At 48.3% G+C, this 16359-nt stretch carries 15 protein-coding genes; 9 read left to right on the top strand and 6 right to left on the bottom strand.

Annotated elements, in window-relative coordinates; genetic code table 11:
* Window positions 1–78: 78 nt before the first annotated feature.
* Window positions 79–930, top strand: coding sequence for a chemotaxis protein (locus HP552_RS15135; RefSeq protein ID WP_175396255.1), 852 nt, complete (start codon window positions 79–81; stop codon window positions 928–930).
* A gap of 43 nt (window positions 931–973) precedes the next feature.
* On the top strand, window positions 974–1240 hold the full coding sequence (locus HP552_RS15140) for a YkgJ family cysteine cluster protein (protein WP_175396256.1): 267 nt from the start codon (window positions 974–976) through the stop codon (window positions 1238–1240).
* 254 nt (window positions 1241–1494) lie between these two features.
* On the opposite strand, the gene HP552_RS15145 is transcribed toward HP552_RS15140, so the two are convergent.
* From HP552_RS15145 to HP552_RS15155, 3 genes are all read right to left on the bottom strand, one after another.
* Entirely contained in the window at window positions 1495–2619 is a 1125-nt protein-coding gene (locus HP552_RS15145) for an AbrB family protein (RefSeq protein ID WP_246310900.1), read from the bottom strand.
* Window positions 2620–2795: 176 nt separating this feature from the next.
* Window positions 2796–4103, bottom strand: coding sequence for an MFS transporter (locus tag HP552_RS15150; RefSeq protein WP_175396257.1), 1308 nt, complete (start codon window positions 4101–4103; stop codon window positions 2796–2798).
* 79 nt (window positions 4104–4182) lie between these two features.
* Window positions 4183–4887, bottom strand: a complete 705-nt coding sequence (locus HP552_RS15155) for an O-methyltransferase (protein ID WP_175396258.1) — start codon at window positions 4885–4887, stop codon at window positions 4183–4185.
* A 140-nt stretch (window positions 4888–5027) separates the two neighbouring features.
* On the opposite strand from HP552_RS15155, the gene HP552_RS15160 reads away from it, so the two are divergent.
* A complete protein-coding gene (locus HP552_RS15160) occupies window positions 5028–5939 on the top strand; it encodes a LysR family transcriptional regulator (RefSeq protein WP_175396259.1) in 912 nt (303 codons plus the stop codon).
* A gap of 38 nt (window positions 5940–5977) precedes the next feature.
* Here the strand turns inward: HP552_RS15160 and HP552_RS15165 are convergent, their stop codons facing one another.
* Entirely contained in the window at window positions 5978–6697 is a 720-nt protein-coding gene (locus HP552_RS15165; protein ID WP_175396260.1) for a YoaK family protein, read from the bottom strand.
* A gap of 92 nt (window positions 6698–6789) precedes the next feature.
* On the bottom strand, window positions 6790–7662 hold the full coding sequence (locus tag HP552_RS15170; protein WP_246310901.1) for an alpha/beta hydrolase family protein: 873 nt from the start codon (window positions 7660–7662) through the stop codon (window positions 6790–6792).
* Window positions 7663–7903: 241 nt separating this feature from the next.
* On the opposite strand from HP552_RS15170, the gene HP552_RS15175 reads away from it, so the two are divergent.
* Both HP552_RS15175 and HP552_RS15180 read left to right on the top strand, forming a co-directional pair.
* A complete protein-coding gene (locus HP552_RS15175; RefSeq protein ID WP_095287774.1) occupies window positions 7904–8650 on the top strand; it encodes a GTP pyrophosphokinase in 747 nt (248 codons plus the stop codon).
* A gap of 38 nt (window positions 8651–8688) precedes the next feature.
* The gene (locus HP552_RS15180) at window positions 8689–9918 is read left to right on the top strand and encodes a multidrug effflux MFS transporter (RefSeq protein ID WP_175396261.1); all 1230 of its coding nucleotides are present in this window, start codon (window positions 8689–8691) and stop codon (window positions 9916–9918) included.
* Window positions 9919–9982: 64 nt separating this feature from the next.
* On the opposite strand, the gene HP552_RS15185 is transcribed toward HP552_RS15180, so the two are convergent.
* Window positions 9983–10567: a hypothetical protein gene (locus HP552_RS15185; protein WP_175396262.1), complete on the bottom strand. Its 585-nt coding sequence runs from the start codon at window positions 10565–10567 to the stop codon at window positions 9983–9985.
* 255 nt (window positions 10568–10822) lie between these two features.
* Between HP552_RS15185 and HP552_RS15190 the strand changes: the two genes are divergently transcribed.
* From HP552_RS15190 to HP552_RS15205, 4 genes are all read left to right on the top strand, one after another.
* A complete protein-coding gene (locus HP552_RS15190; RefSeq protein ID WP_312884298.1) occupies window positions 10823–11824 on the top strand; it encodes an iron-hydroxamate ABC transporter substrate-binding protein in 1002 nt (333 codons plus the stop codon).
* 163 nt (window positions 11825–11987) lie between these two features.
* Window positions 11988–12608 carry a flavin reductase family protein gene (locus tag HP552_RS15195; protein ID WP_175396408.1) on the top strand — a complete coding sequence of 207 codons (621 nt, stop codon included), beginning with the start codon at window positions 11988–11990 and terminating at the stop codon, window positions 12606–12608.
* Between the two features lie 232 nt (window positions 12609–12840).
* The gene (locus tag HP552_RS15200; protein ID WP_175396264.1) at window positions 12841–15039 is read left to right on the top strand and encodes an MMPL family transporter; all 2199 of its coding nucleotides are present in this window, start codon (window positions 12841–12843) and stop codon (window positions 15037–15039) included.
* A 284-nt stretch (window positions 15040–15323) separates the two neighbouring features.
* Complete coding sequence (locus HP552_RS15205; RefSeq protein ID WP_175396265.1) at window positions 15324–16343, top strand: alpha/beta hydrolase family protein; 1020 nt, start codon at window positions 15324–15326, stop codon at window positions 16341–16343.
* Window positions 16344–16359 lie beyond the last annotated feature (16 nt).

The raw sequence follows: 16359 nt of genomic DNA on the forward strand, positions 1-16359 counted from the left end.
GCGTATATGCATGTTACTGATGGAGTATTCATATGGTTCAGGAAGAGTTCCTAGTGTAGTGGACAAAGGAGGAGAGCCATGACCCGTGTCGCAGTAATGGTTATTCATGGGCTGGGTATGCAAAGGGATGATTATGCGGATACACTGATATCACGTTTGCATAAGGAATTCGATCAGGTGATGGTTATGCGTGGTGCTGCGGAAAAATATTTGGATATTGAGCCAGTCTTCTGGGCTGACGTCTTTGAAGAGAGAGAAGAAGCCTTATACCAGCAGCTTGTTAGCTCACAACGGCTGAATTACCAGGTGCTGCGAAGATTTGTTATACATTATCTGGCGGATGCCGTTGCTTATCAGCCGGTCGAGCATCAAGGACATAATTATGACGCAGTGCATGGCAGCTTAAACCGAGCCCTGCATGCACTTGCACAGCGCAGCGGTCCTGAAGCCCCGCTCTGTGTTATCGCCCACAGCCTGGGTGCTGTCATTGCCAGTAACTTTTTTTATGATCTGCAGTTTCCATCCAGTCGGGTTCCGTCGATTGTGGATGTCACATCTGCATTGGAGCGGGGAGACACGTTAACGAACTTCTATTCATTTGGAACGACACTGCCACTATGGAGTCTGCGCTATCACGATTTTAGCTGTCCAATTCAGGTGCCGTCCTCCATGGCGGCACAGCAGTACTTCCCTGGGCTGGAGGGGGAGTGGGTTAATTTTTATGATCGGGACGATATTCTTGGATATCCTTTAAGGCCCATCGATCCGGCCTATGAAGCTGCGGTCAAGGCGGATATTGAGATTAACTCGGGTGGCTGGATCGGGAGTTGGAATCCGCTTAGTCATGGAGGGTACTTCGGAAATAGCGCCATGAACCGGAGAATTGCACAAGGGCTGGCACGGACGTGGACTTGGGTAAATCGTGGATGACGTCCATTCATCTAGATATGAGAAGAAGAAAGGGGGAATTCATTTGGAATGCAGGACAGGCTGCGCCGCATGTTGCATTGCCATATCCATTTCCTCACCGATCCCGGGTATGGAAGATGGTAAACCAGCAGGTGTACGCTGTGTACAGTTGACGGAGGACAATCGCTGCAGCATATTCGGTCAGCCGGATCGTCCGGCTGTATGCAGCGGATTGCAGGCTTCGGCTGACATGTGTGGAAGTACGGATCAGGAGGCTTTTGATATACTGGCCTGGCTGGAACAGGAAACCAACCCTCGGATTCTAGAGTGAAGTTGTTTTATTGGAAAAGGATAATTATACTTATTATTCTAAATCGAAGAGCAAGACGGGATATTATGTTTTTATTGCTGCTGCCGTGGTGACAGTAGGTGTAGTCAGCTGGATGTATAATCGCACGTACTCATAAAACGAACGAAAAAGTCAATTTTGCATTAAACAAGTTTCATATCTGGAAATAGGCTAAAAAGAGTATCCATGGATAATAAATCTATGGATACTCTTATTTTTTGGCGTGCTTATCCATTTCAGGAGGTGGATGTGGTACGGGTCCGCTCTTCTTGTCTCTTCAGCAGATGTGTGAAAAGGAGTTTCAATAGTGAGGATACAATGAAGAAAATAAAAAGGATACGAAACAGCTGATACCCTGACACAACGGACAAATTGGCGTTCACCTCATGAGCCATGATACTCATCTGGTCCATTCCACCTGGGGCCATGCTGAGCAGTGAGGTAGCAGCCGTGAGTGAATATAGATGCATCAGCACATAACTTAGCCCAAGCGAGCCTGCAATAAGAAGAACACTGCTGAGCACAGCAAGGGTAATGGTCTGCGCCTTGCGCTGTAATTGCTGCGGTCGAAGCATGAGACCCACGTGACTGCCAATCATTAATTGCGATATGTTCAGCAAGGAGGACGGCAGCGGTGGTGTATCCATCGTTGTAGTCAGTTGAATGACACACATGACAATCATCGGCCCAAGCATAAACGCTGTAGGAAATCGAAGTCTGCGAGCCACCCAGGCACCAGCTACACAGAGCGGTCCATAGAGCAGAATCTCCGGAAAGAGATCAATCCACGTAGCAGCTTCAATCCCTTGCGGATCAGTTGAGGCACCCAGCGTTCCGCCAATCCACGGACTGAACAGCAGGAACGGAACACAGAACACAATCATGATCAGCCGGGTCACTTGCAAAAAAGTCACCAGAGTCAGATTGATCGATTTCATCTCCTCTGCAAGAGAGACCATTTGAGACAGCCCGCCGGGAATGCTGCCCACGAGCAGGGAAGGAAAGTCAAAATCAGTCAGCTTGGAAGCAATATATGCGGTCAATGTACATAATCCAATTAACAGCATGGTCATAAGCAGCATCATGGGGAGCTGGTGGAGAATGTTTTCCAGAGCATCTTCTGTCAATGTTAACCCAATAGAGTAGCCAACAATCAGAATGCCATAGTCCCGGATGGAGGTTGGCCACATGAGCGGCAGTTTAGCCACCTGTGAGCCAAGCAGCATGAATACCATGGGTCCAAGCAGCCAGGGAATCGGCGTATGGATCGCGGTGAACAATAGTCCGCCAAGAATAGAGACGCCAAGACTAAGAATAAAACGGAAAAAGGCGGAGGGACTGAGTCTATGCATCAGTTCCATCCGCAACGTCTTCCGGCTGAATCGGATTCTATGAGCAGTGAATATGAGTCTGGATTGAAAGTGCGATTCATGTAAGATCACTCCTGATGGTAAAATACGAATCCCGCAGCTGTTCAATGTTTGCGAACGATTAGATGTTAACAACTATTGATGTTAGCTAACTTGGTGCCATTGGTTTAGTTCAACCGAACACGTGCTGAAGGCTTGGGCTCTTTAAACATCATATAGTACATCAGCGAGGAAATCACGTATAAACTGCCAGTAATGCTAAACGTAATGGCGTAGCCCCAATAGGTGCCATACGTGGTTACAAGATGGGATTGAACGGGTCCCATCGTGGCCCACCCAACCATAAATGCAGTCTGCATCAGGGAATTCGCAATGCCACGCCGCTTGTCGGATACCCTGTCCACCAGAATGGCAGATTGAATCGGATTGGCAGCATTCATCAATGCTTGCCTGAACAGAAAGCTCACAGAGGCAATGAGCAGCAGATTCGTGAAGCCGGTTAATAACAAAAATGGCAGGGACAGCACCTGAAAGATGACCACGGCCCGCACACTGCCCACTTTGGCGGCAAGAGTTGGCCCAATCAGCATGGATACGATCGTCATAATCTGGCCCAGCGAAATCAGCAAGCTCATGGCACTGAGTGAAACGGAAAAACGGTTGGTGAAATACAGATTCAGGTAGGGGACGACCAGTCCGGAACCGAATCCAATCAGTAATTGGGTGATTACAAACTGACCAATCAGTCGGGAGTCTTTATTTTTGCCCTTTACATCCCCGATCTGTTGGGCAGCTGAACAATTCCTATTTTCTGACGCAATCGGTGCAGGAACGGCTTGATCAGTCGTCGCCATGTGTGCAGGAGCCTTCTCATCGGATACAAACAGCAGCGGAATAAACGCTGCCAGTGTCGCTGCACCACCAATGAACAATACGGTTTGCAATCCAGTAACCTTGGCGATTCCCGCTGTATGCAGAAGGTCGGCAAATACTCCGCCGCCAAGACTTCCAAGCACTTGTGAAGCGAGTACAATGGAGGAATAATAGCTGAACATCTTCAATCGCTGACTTTTCTTCACGTTCTCAGCCAGAAACGGGATGGCCAGGACCTGAAATACTCCCGCAAATAGCCCTGAAAATACGGCGAACCAGATCAGGCCGCTCGCAGAATAATCAAATGAACGGCCAATCAGGAAAATTCCGCTGAATAAAGCCCCAGTAATGAGCAGGCGTTTTCGGCTGAACCGATCGCCACATAATCCGATGGGCACAAACATGATGGCTGTCGCCAACGATTGTATACTTACGATCTGGCCATTCATCGTATCATTGTAGCCCAGTCCCTGGATGTACAGATTGTACAGAACCGAGAACATGCCATTTCCGATCTGATACAGAATGCTTGCCAGAAAAAAGAGTTGAATATTTCGGGACCAACCCCGAATTTCAGCATGAATCTGTCGTAAAACCCTCAAGTAGAATCCCCCAGTCGTTACCAGTGCAGTGATTCCAGTTTAACAGGAAAGGGGAATTTGCGGAAGAATTGACCGCTGTTTATTTTGTGTCATGATGTTCAATCACGCGAGCGATCACAAATCCATCATATCCTTTGCTGCCTACGGTCTGTAGGGCCGTTGCTTCCAGACGGGGGTTCTCGGAGATCAGCTGCAGGAATTGGCGTACGCCCTGAACTCTGTTGTCTGTACTCTCCGCGTTGACCACTTCGCCGTCTCTGACGATGTTGTCCCCAATAATGAGGCTTCCCGGCCGGGACAGACGGAGTGCCCATCTTAGATAATCGGGGTTGCTTGGTTTGTCAGCATCAATGAAGATAAAGTCAAAAGGTTCCCTGTATTCTTCCTGCACGTCAGGCAGGGTCGTTAGTGCAGGACCGACTCTCAGATCAACCTTATTGATAAGCCCGGCTCGCGTAAGATTGGTACGTGCCATTTCAGCATGATGCGGATCGGCTTCAAGCGTAACAATTTTCCCGTGTTCAGGCAGTGCTCTAGCCATCCAGATTGTGCTGTATCCACCCAGGGTTCCGATTTCAAGTACCCGTGCCGCTCCGTGAATTTGAAGCAGGAGCTGAAGCAATTTCCCCTGGTTTGGAGCAACATCATGGGCCGGCAAACCGGCTTTTGCATTGGATTGCAGCGTTTGCTCCAGCAGTGAATCCGTGGGAATCAGAAGCTTATTCAAATAATCGTCCACCTGAGTCCAGTTGTGTTGAGCTGAGGAAGGATGTACATTTTTCATCGGGATATCTTCCTTTCCAATAACCATGTTTTGAATTTCATAATTCAACTATAAGGCTTGTAAAAACATAAATAAAATATATATTATGAATATAATCATAATAATAAGTTATGTGTTATAGGATGGAAGGAGTGAAAGAAATGAATTTACATGGACTGCGATTGTTTCATGCCATTGTAAGATATGGCGGTGTCACGCGTGCCGCAGAAGAATTGAATATTAGCCAGCCGGCGGTATCGGCTCAGGTGAAGAAATTTGAACGTGAACTGGGAATTCGGTTATTTGTTTCGGAGGGTAGACGACTGGTTCTTACCGATGCAGGGGCACAATTAAAAGGATATGCGGAACGCCTGTTTATGCTGGAACAGGATGTGGAGAACTTTGTGAAGGATATGCGTGAAGGGAAAAAAGGGTTGATTCGATTGACGGCGACATACTTACCTTCCAACTTTTTGCTGCCTGGCTGGATTGCGAAGTTCAAGCAGATGCATGAGGATGTGGAACTGGTCGTCAGCACGACCAATACCCGAATGGCTTTTGATCAGCTGCTGCGCTATGAGGCGGAGATTGCCATTTACGGTGGAAGCGGGATCACACATCATGGCGTCCATTGGGATGAACTGTTTGAGGATGAAATGTGGTTTGTCGTGCATCCCGATCATCCGTATGCACAGCGGGAAGTGGATCTGGCCGATATGGTGGCAGAACCATTTATCATGCGTGAAGAAGGCAGCGTGACACGTGATCGGCTTGTCTCATTGTGCACCACAAACAACCTGGCTTCTCCTCGTATTGCGCTGCAGTTTAATGGTCTGAATGAAACGATCAGTGCGGTAAAAGCGGGTTATGGTGCCAACTTTATTTCTTCACTGGTGGTGAAGGAGGATGTTCGGGAGGGCAGGCTTGCACGTGTATTCGTTCGAGGGGTCCATCTAAAAAACACGATAGCCGTCTGTACCCGAGCTGGCGAGGTGTTGTCACCTGCAGCACAGCATTTGGTACAGTGCATTCGGCAGGAAGCATCCCAAAGGAATGAAGCTCAAAGTGGATGAGTCATATGGACTTATGCTTTTAGAGATTCGTTAGCACACTAGCTTTCGGATTGTTCAACTCGATCATTGGTGAAACGGTATTTGGCAATTACGGTTACGCCCCCAACCAATATTACAGGTACCCAGACAGCAATGATAGGCACGTTGTGGAACAGAAGCGCGGCTACAATAACGCCAATCAGATAGATGACTACGGCATACGCCCGTAAATACGAGTCAGTGGATAAAACCTTCAAAAGGGAACCCACACTTGCGTGCCGGAGACGCTGAAGAATACCTACGGCATCTTCGACAACTGCGGCGAGATTGCTAGTCAGTACGGTTGTGGAGATTCCGGCGATTCCGATCCGCCGGGCAGCTGTCGTCTGCATCCCCATAGCAGCGGCCAGTATAGCAATGAGCAGATAAGACACCTGTTCTGAATAAGGGCTGACCATGGCGATGGCGAACATCAGAAGCAGAATGCTTTCAACCACGAACACTTGTGTAACGCGGGGAGACCAGCCGTTTTTGGTTTGATTGGTACCGATCATGCGAGCCGCAATGGCATTACCGGCGATAAATCCTGCGAGAGCGATCAATGAACGCAAAACGACAATTTCCTGAGCGCGAGCAATCGCAATACCCAGCAGTACGATGTTACCGGTCATATTGGCAGTAAGCACATGTCCCAGCCCTAGATATCCAATGACATCGACCATTCCAGCTGCAAGGCACAACAGCAGAAGGGAATATTTTTGTTGAGGCAGTGATTGCATGATGATTCCGTCCTTTCAATAGATCCTTAACCCCTCCAGTATACAGCATCATCCCATAAAATAAAGACGCCGCCTTCGATTTCCACCTGAAACTAAGGTGCTGTGAGCCAATCAAACATGTTATCAACAGCGGTCAGATGAAAATGCTCATGAAACCAGTGATTCTGTCCTCCGTAAGCATGAAAGTTCACTTCGATTCCTCGTTGTTTCAACCAATGATACATACGGGTTCCATGGCTATAGTTCACCTGGGTGTCTGCCGTACCGTGCATAATTAGCACCGGGCAGCGAAGCTTGGAAACCACAGACAGTGGAGAACGGGCGAGATAGGCTTCGGGCACGGCACGGGGCGACCCACCCAGTACGCGTTTCAATGTACGTCTCAGGTCCGTTCGTTCGTGATACGTTCGTTCCACATCCGCAACACCACTCCAAAGCACAAGCTTATGTACACGATTAGGCCCTTCGTTGAAGGAGGTTGCGGTATGAACGGCGTTAATAGCTCCACGTGAGAATCCCATCAGTGAGATGCGTGTTGGATCGGCAAACGGCAGTTCTAACATCAATCGGTATGCCGCACGTACGTCTTCGATATCATGTCCGCCGTACTCGTCCCGGCCTTCGCCGCCTTCATTGCCACGATAGGAAGGGGCAAACACAATATAGCCCTTGTGGGTAAACTGCTCTACCCAGGCCGTTTTTACACCCCCATAGCTGCCGAGTCCTCCACGACAATAGATCAGTACCGGCCACTGTTCTTGCATACTGTTTATGTCCTGCTGCGGAGGATATCGACTTGCGAGCAGCTGAAACTCCACTTGATCCAACGAGTCGAGACTACATAACTGAGCATGATCTTCCGTGCCTAGCCTGATCCGGGAAGAAGTGAGCATACAGCCTTCGGGCAGACACATGTACGCTTTTACACGAAATTCATTGGAGGAATACGTCACTTGATAGAGCAAAAAGAATCAGCCTCTTTCATGGTCAGTAGATGTTGATATGATAACGATCAGAGCAGGGAATACCATGTAGCATGTGTCAAAAAAAAGATCCCATACCTTCCGATCATCCTGACAATCTGTGTGTCACAAATTCGTTTATTGGCTCCATATGATTTATAATGAAATACGAGAAGGCATTACAGCCTGTATTCTCATCCTTATAAATAACTCAAGTGTGCATTAAGAAAGGAAGAAAACCATGATGAACGCTCCACATCCAATTGATCAATTCAAGAAATTCAAATATGAAATTACAAGATTTATGATGATTTATAAATTTGCTCTGGATCAAATGGAAACCAAAATTGAAGTGCTGAAGGAAGAGTTTCAGTCCTTGCATGATTACAGCCCCATTGAGCATACAAAATCCAGATTGAAGTCACCTGAAAGCATTATGAACAAGATGTTCCGCAAAAATCACGAATTGACCTTCGAAAGTATCAAGAAAAACATCAAGGACATTGCCGGGGTGCGCATCACGTGCTCCTTTATCTCGGACATCTATCGGATCAAGGATATGCTGTGCAATCAGAGTGATCTGCGCGTGCTTGAGGTGAAGGATTATATCCAAAATCCGAAACCGAATGGATATCAAAGCCTGCACCTTCTGGTAGATGTACCTGTGTATATGTCGAATGGTGAAGAGCGTGCTTGCGTTGAGATTCAGATCCGTACCATTGCGATGGATTTCTGGGCGAGCCTTGAACACAAAATCTTCTATAAATACAACAAGGACGTTCCTGAACGTCTGACCAAAGAATTGAAAAGTGCAGCAGATTCCGCGAATGCCCTCGATCAACAAATGGAGAGACTCCACCGGGAGATCCAGGAGATCAAGGATGCAGAGAATGAGCGAGATGAAGAAGAGCTGCGCCGTATTATCATTAACAATCAACAGTTTACACTGCCATCCAATCTGCTGCGGCTGCTTGGAGACGGTGAACACTAAGGCAGCAAGCACCTCGTAGGGAAAGGAACAAGTCATACATGTTGAAAAGTACACCAGCCTCTTTAAACCATTCATCCACATCTCGTGTACGCATGGCATTGATTTTGGGGACATTGTCGGCCTTCGGTCCGCTGTCCCTGGATATGTATCTGCCTGCACTGCCTACATTGGCCGAGGATTTTCATTCCTCGCCTTCGTACGCGCAGCTTAGTCTAACAGCCTGCATGGTTGGACTTGCAGCCGGACAACTGCTGGCAGGACCACTCAGTGATGTACGAGGACGCCGTACTCCGCTTATTGCAGGATTGGTGCTATATACTATCGCTTCGATACTCTGTTTGGTGAGCCCAACGATGGGTTCATTTGTTGTGCTGCGTTTTATTCAGGGGGCTGCGGGTGCAGCCGGAATTGTAATCTCAAGGGCGGTTGTAAGGGATGTGTATTCAGGCCCGGAGTTAACCCGGTTCTTCTCTCTGCTAATGCTTATTAACGGCGTAGCGCCCATTGCTGCACCCATTATCGGTGGACAATTACTCGTTTATACATCTTGGCGAGGCGTTTTCATCTTGCTCAGCCTTATTGGTGTGCTCACGTTACTGGCCGTTATTTTCGGGCTGGGAGAGACACTGCCGTCCGAACGGAGATCTAGCGGAGGGTTGAAGCAGACCTTGGTCACATTTCGCCAAATCACAGCGGACCGTCTGTTCATGGGTTATGCGTTAACCCAAGGGTTTGTAGCAGCCGGGATGTTCGCCTACATATCCGGTTCACCGTTTGTATTGCAAAAGATTTATGGCGTCTCTCCGCAGATGTTCAGTGTCTGCTTCGCCATTAATGGTTTGGGAATCATTCTGGCAAGCCAGATTGCCGGGAGGTTGGCGGGCAAAGTGTCCGAAACCCGTCTGCTAATCGCGGGTCTCGCTGCAGCTGCACTGGGAGGCACATCCCTGCTTATTGCCATTCTGGCAGGGGGAAACCTGATATCCATACTGATTCCGCTGTTTCTTGTCGTTTCCAGCGTAGGTCTCGTTAACACAGCTTCCTTTGCACTGGCTATGGCCAATCAGGACAAGTCAGCAGGCAGCGCATCTGCACTTATAGGAGTCATGACATTTTTGTTTGGCGGTATCGTAGCTCCGCTCGTTGGTTTGGGAGGAGAAGGAACGGCTGTACCCATGGGGATCGTTATCGCCTGTGCTGATCTTGGTGCATTATTGATCTACCTGGTTATGGTGGGCAAGCGTGGGTCTCGTCAACATACCCGTTAAATACAATGGAACGCGAAAGCGCCCCATCCGTAGGTTTAAGCTCCGGACGGGGCGCTTTGATTTTTTAACAGAGAGCAAACAATATTTGCGTATTGAGCAAAATGCCAGGAGTCAGGAACGGATAGAAGTATCCTACGACAAAACCGAACAGGTTGATGGCAGGCCACATGAGATAGACATCATTATAAGTAAATACAAGGGACCATCGGTTATAGCAAAAGTTGGGCAGTACACGCTGGTTATGATCCCGGGGCGCAGCTACGCCCGTTTGGGCGAATTGCACAGCCTGAGTCAAATTCTGCGGTTGCTGTTGGATAAACAGCGGCAGAAGCCCTGGGCTGCTTTTGATCAGGTTATAAAGAAATACCATCTCCGCGGGCGGCTGACCTACCGGGCGGGGATAGGCGCTCAGCACGGTAGGCAGATTACCTTGTGTTAACTGAGCAGGAACACCTGGAACCGTGCCTTGACCACCCCCTGGAAAAAATGGTGGCTGTCCACCGGTACTTCCGCCTGGATAAAACGGAGGATAAGAGCCCGGTCCTCCGGGGATCCCTTGGGTAGGCTGTCCGCCTCCGGGGAACAATGGAGACAACTGAACCGAACGATTTTCTCCATATCCTGCATAGCTGTTATTCACGTAATCCATCTACGAACATCCTTCCTGTCGTCGTATTCTGAAAACATCATATGGTGGCATTCGCCCAAAGGTGAATGGACTCGTAGACAACGATCCCTGTATATCAGCAAGAACTGCATTGACAACTTAGTTGATAACAATTATCATTGTCAATGGAAATGGACAAGTACATACAGGGATTATATGCACGGAGAGTGTGTGGCCCTTTTTAAATTTGCCATACCAGCTCAAATAGAGGTGTTCATCATGAAAGGGGATAATCACGTGTTGAAGAGTAATAAAAAAGGGATCATGCTTTTAATTACGATTATGATCATGTCCATGTGGCTGGCCGCATGTGGAACGAAGTCCGCAGACAACGGAACAGCAGCAGGAGAGACCAATACAACAACGGAGACAGAGACACAGACAGAAGCACCAGCAGAACGAACAGTCAAAGATGCACAGGGTCATGATGTGACGATTCCAGCTAATCCGCAGCGTGTCATTGCTTCCTATCTAGAAGATCATCTGGTAACACTCGGCGTTAAGCCGGCTGCTCAGTGGTCAGCCCGTGATGGCAGCAGTGTGCAGGATTATCTTCAAGAAAATCTGAATGGAATTCCTACAATTGCAAGCGAACTTCCTTTTGAAGCCATGGCCAGCTTCTCGCCAGATCTGATTATCATGGGCAGTGAGAGTACCGTTGAAGGTGAAAAATATGAGCAGTATAACAAAATTGCTCCAACGTATGTACTTGGTGATGATGTAAACAAAGATTGGCGTCAGGCTCTTTTGAAAATAGGTGAACTCCTGAACAAATCGGATGAAGCACAAAAAGCCCTTGATGATTATGATGCAAAAGCAAAAGAAATTAAGGAAAAAGTTGCCTCGGTTACAGGTGGTACGAAGTCTGCAGCGGCATTGTGGCTTTTCAACAACAAGTTTTATGTTGTAAGTAACAATGTCTCCAGCGGTGAAGTCATGTACAACGAACTTGGACTGTTACAGCCTGAAGTTGTGAAGGAAGCATCGGCAAAGGCAACAGGTAACTGGTCCGAGATCTCCATGGAAAAGATCGCAGAAATGGACGCTGACTATCTGTTCCTGGTTAACAGTGATAAGGGAGCAGGGGCAGAAGCGTTGAACGATGCTGTATGGCAAAGTATACCTGCAGTGAAAAACGGAGATGTATTTGAATTTGAGAGCACAAGCAGCTGGCTGTATAGCGGAGTTCAAGCGAACACTCAAATTCTGGAAGATATTCAGAACAGCATTGTTAAATAAATTGAATTGAACATGATGTCGGTTGCACATCATTGTAAACTCTCTGGTGTCATGGGCATCAGGGAGTTTTTTGTTATTTCAACCTTCCGCGATATATAATGACTAGGAAGCAGCATCTGTGGGGAAACCGTTCGTTTCCTGATGAGGGAGGGGAAAATTTATGATGTACACATTGAATCCAAATGATTTGACGAGCAGGGATAATTATAAACTGATGAGTGGTTCGGTAGTGCCGCGCCCGATCGCTTTTGTCACAACGCTTTCAGAGGATGGCAGCGTCGTGAATGCTGCTCCGTTCAGTTTCTTTAATGTCGTTAGCTCAGATCCGCCCGTACTATCGATTTCCATTAACCGCAAGGATGGAGTCATGAAGGACACGGCCCGCAATGTCATTGCTGGGCAAGAGCTTGTAGTACATATCTGTGATGAATCGATTGTCAACGAGATGAACGAGACGGCAGCCCTGCTCGAACCGCATGAAAGTGAGCTGGAGCGGACTAACCTGACAACAGTGGGCAGCACTGTTGTAGCGGTGCCAGGAATACAGGAGGCACTCATCCGCATGGAATGCAAACTATATCAACACATTCCTGTGTCTAATGACGAGGGCAAACCTGTCACTGATCTGCTGCTGGTTCGCATTGTACAGTATCATTTTAATGAAAAAGTTTATGATCCTGCTCATCATTACATTTTGATGGATCAGCTGAAACCGATCAGCCGGCTAGCCGGGAATGACTACGCCAAGCTTGGCGAGCGATTTACGGTGGTACGGCCTGTATAGAAACATCGCCTCCTCATATGAACCGCTATGCGGAGTTCGAGACCGGCTCCCTATTTAAGACGGACAATCTGTGCAAGATGTGCAGATTGTCCGTCTTTGCTTGTTTGCTGAACATAAACTGATCCTGGGCTGAATAGACTTGTACTATTCCAATACGTAATATGCCCGTTGTTACTCGCCAACCCCTACGATGAAAAATGGTATACCAATCGGAAACAAGAGGAGCCTGGATATGGGATATCGCAGCCTTGCTTTCCTTATTGGCCGATATCCACGGTTCATCATGATCAGCTGGGTTCTTATTATCGGGATGTCAGCCGTGTGGGCATGGAAATTGCCCGGTATTGTGCAGGATCACGGGTTAAAACGGATTCACGGGGATGCACACCACGTGGAAGCGATTCTCAAGGAAGACTTCGGAATACCGGATGATCCGGTAATTGTCGTTTATGAAAAAAAGACAGGAACCTCTTCGGCAGAATTTCGAAAGTGGATCGGGAGGCATCTCCAGCAGATACGCACACTTCCCGATATGGCAACCATAATCTCTCCGCTTGAAGCTGGAGGAAGCGCCATGATGCGGGATGACACTGCATATGCACTGCTGGATTTTGATGTCCCGGCACACCGGATGGATGTTCCCATTGAACGTCTTCGCTCCCTGGTTGCGGCCGATGATGCCGGATTCATTCGTCTAACCGGAAAGCCTGTGGTCCAGGAGGATGTTAATCATTTGAGCTTTCGCGATCTGGAGCGGGCAGAGATGGTTGGCCTGCCGATTGCGCTGCTAATTTTATGTTTTGCATTCCGAGGTTTGCATGCGGCACTAATTGCAGTAATTATGGGTATCGTTGGTGTCGTCACAGCGATGGGCGTTACTTCGCTCATGGGGTATTATGTGGAGCTATCGAATTTCGTTATCAATGTCATACCGATGGTGGGAATGGCTCTAAGCATTGATTTTGCGCTGATCATTCTGAGCAGATACCGGGAAGAGATGCAGCGGGATCAGCATCATAAAGCCCCGGATCCTTATGAGATTCTTCAAAGGACGTTACGCACAGCCGGAAGGGCTGTTTTATTTTCTGCAGCCTGCGTGCTGCTTGGTTTACTGTCACTGGTTTGGATCAGACTGCCCATGTTTCTGAGTGTCTCGCTCGGAGCAATGACAGTATTGGTAATATCGGTACTGCTCAATGTGACCCTGCTGCCTGCCATTCTTTCTCTCTATGCCCACCGGATTTTTAAACGGAAAAAGCAGTACTCGTTCAGTGCGCCACAGCGTAAGCGTTCCTTTTGGCATCGGTGGTTCGGCACGGTGATGAAACAGCCTGTCCGGATGACAATGCTAGGCACCGGCATTTTGCTTTTCTGTGTACTTCCCGTCAGACAGCTGGAGATGGCGATTCCGGATGCGACGTCTCTGCCCGCAAGGATAGAATCCCGCCAGGCGGCAGAGGACTTGAAGATGGTTTTCGGCCAAAAGGATGTATCTTCCGTTGATATCCTTATCGGAGGAACAGGAAAGCAGTTAACTGCTGCGCACTGGAATACGGCACTTCAGAAGGTGCGGGACCTACTGAAAGATGAAGATGTTTTACAGATCGAGTCCGTATGGGGAATACAGCAAAAGGACAGGCCGGGTATCGGTAGGACAATTCGGGGTACAAGCACAGGTAGGGAGACGAATTTACAAAATTCTCTGCTTCCCTTGTATGTATCCGAGGACACGATTCGCATGGTGGCTACCATCCAGGGAGCACCTGGTTCGGGGCAAGCCGCAGACTGGCTGAAAAGAATGAAAGACAGAGACGCGGAACAATCGGATATAGAAATACCCATCCGTTATGGCGGAGAAGCAGCAGCACAGCATGAAATCATTCAGGAAATCTTGGGTCAACTTCCCAAGGTAATGGTGTTCGTGATCGTGTCCAATTACATGGTATTGCTCGCGGCGTTTCGCTCACTGCTTATTCCAATCAAAGCCATTCTGATGAACTTGCTCAGCCTGACAGCTTCCTTCGGAGCACTGGTACTGGTCTTCAATCAGGGGCATCTGGGAATGGAGCCAGCGGCGATTGCCATCATGATTCCGGTGTTTATCGCAGGACTTGTTTTCGGCATTTCAATGGACTATGGCGTATTTATGCTTTCTCGTATACAAGAGGTGTATCGACGTACAGGAGACAGTGACCAGGCTGTTATGCAAGGTCTCGCATCAACCGGTCGTTTGATTACATCGGCGGCAGCCATCCTGCTTGCAGTAACCGTGCCGTTTGCCTTTGGTGATGTGGAAGGGGTGAAGCAGCTTGGTGTTGGAATTACCGCAGCCGTTTTCATTGATGTTACCGTCATCCGTTTGCTGCTTGTACCTGCACTGATGAAGCTGATGGGGAAATGGAACTGGTGGCTGCCAGGGCAGAAAACATAAAAAGTCCAAAGCTATCATCTTCCGGATTTACATCATACAAGCTCATGCTGGTCGGCATCCAGTAGAGGGATATTCCTAAAGTCTGTTGTCCAGGCTGCAGGGATGTCTCTTTTTTCATAAAAATAGCATGTATTCGGAATAATCAGGCATTAATGTTGAATTTACATGCAGTAGGGTTGTTCTATAATGTACTGGCAAAGTACTGGATATTAATAAGTCCGGTTAGCCTAATAGTTGTTTCATGTATAAGTGAGAGCTTGAATGAACAGGGAGGGATAGCCATAATGGCGGAGATTGAGTCCTATCTGCGTAAACAAACAAGCCCCCGCGGTCGTTCTGCGTATCAGGCAGGGCAGCCGCTTGAACAATGGAGCAAGCAGCTGCGTTCGAGGGTAAGGACAAGGTTGGGGGATTTTCCGACTGCAGCAGCAGAACTGAATGCTGTCCTGCTGGAACGCACTTCCTGTGACGGTTACATGCGAGAACGTGTGGAGATTACCACCTATGCTGGATTGCGTATGCCGATATATGTGTTGATCCCAAATGGGATAAACGGTAAACAGGAGCCCATCCCCGCTGTGATCGCCTGTCATGGCCATGGGTACGGGAGCCGGGAGATTACCGGTATGGAGCCTGACGGTTCGCCGCGTGCAGGAGAGAAGGGTCTCCATAAGGATTTTGCGGTAGCCCTGGTGCAGCAGGGTTACGTTGTTGCCGCGCCTGAGCTGCTCGGATTCGGAGATCGGAGACTGGAGGAGGATCGGGATGCACCGCCAGGAACAAGTTCATGTACCAAGATTGCAGCCCATCTGTTGATGGCCGGACAGACGCTGGCTGGACATCGGGTATATGAGACAATAAGAGTCCTGGATTATTTGTCCTCCCGTCCTGAAGTCAATGCAGAGAGAATCGGAATCATGGGTATATCAGGCGGCGGGTTGGTAGCTGCATTTACAGCAGCGCTGGATGTAAGATGCCGCGCGACAGTAATCAGCGGTTATGCCAATACGTTTCAAGGCAGTATTCTTGACCGAAATCATTGTCTGGATAATTATATTCCGGGTATCTTACGTGAAGCCGAGTTACCGGATATTCTGGGTCTGATTGTCCCAAGGCCGTTATTCATTGAAGCAGGAAGTGAGGATCGGGTATTTCCGCAGGTTACGGCAAGGGAGGCATACGTACGATTGGGTGAGATTTATGAACAAGAGGGTGCAATGGATGTTCTTGGTGCGGACTTTTTTGCAGGCGGACATGAGATTAGCGGTGATGAGGCCTATCGTTGGCTTAAGAAGTTTCTATAAATAGGTGTCACGTGAT

The sequence above is a fragment of the Paenibacillus xylanilyticus genome (assembly GCF_013359935.1).
Classification (GTDB): Bacteria; Bacillota; Bacilli; order Paenibacillales; family Paenibacillaceae; genus Paenibacillus; species Paenibacillus xylanilyticus.

Bases quoted from the DNA above. Each gene is read 5' to 3' on its own strand.
- HP552_RS15135 (WP_175396255.1), top strand. From the start codon at position 79: ATGACCCGTGTCGCAGTAATGGTTATTCATGGGCTGGGTATGCAAAGG.
- HP552_RS15145 (WP_246310900.1), bottom strand. From the start codon at position 2,619: ATGGAACTGATGCATAGACTCAGTCCCTCCGCCTTTTTCCGTTTTATT.
- HP552_RS15155 (WP_175396258.1), bottom strand. From the start codon at position 4,887: ATGAAAAATGTACATCCTTCCTCAGCTCAACACAACTGGACTCAGGTG.
- HP552_RS15160 (WP_175396259.1), top strand. From the start codon at position 5,028: ATGAATTTACATGGACTGCGATTGTTTCATGCCATTGTAAGATATGGC.
- HP552_RS15165 (WP_175396260.1), bottom strand. From the start codon at position 6,697: ATGCAATCACTGCCTCAACAAAAATATTCCCTTCTGCTGTTGTGCCTT.
- HP552_RS15175 (WP_095287774.1), top strand. From the start codon at position 7,904: ATGAACGCTCCACATCCAATTGATCAATTCAAGAAATTCAAATATGAA.
- HP552_RS15180 (WP_175396261.1), top strand. From the start codon at position 8,689: ATGTTGAAAAGTACACCAGCCTCTTTAAACCATTCATCCACATCTCGT.
- HP552_RS15185 (WP_175396262.1), bottom strand. From the start codon at position 10,567: ATGGATTACGTGAATAACAGCTATGCAGGATATGGAGAAAATCGTTCG.
- HP552_RS15195 (WP_175396408.1), top strand. From the start codon at position 11,988: ATGTACACATTGAATCCAAATGATTTGACGAGCAGGGATAATTATAAA.
- HP552_RS15200 (WP_175396264.1), top strand. From the start codon at position 12,841: ATGGGATATCGCAGCCTTGCTTTCCTTATTGGCCGATATCCACGGTTC.
- HP552_RS15205 (WP_175396265.1), top strand. From the start codon at position 15,324: ATGGCGGAGATTGAGTCCTATCTGCGTAAACAAACAAGCCCCCGCGGT.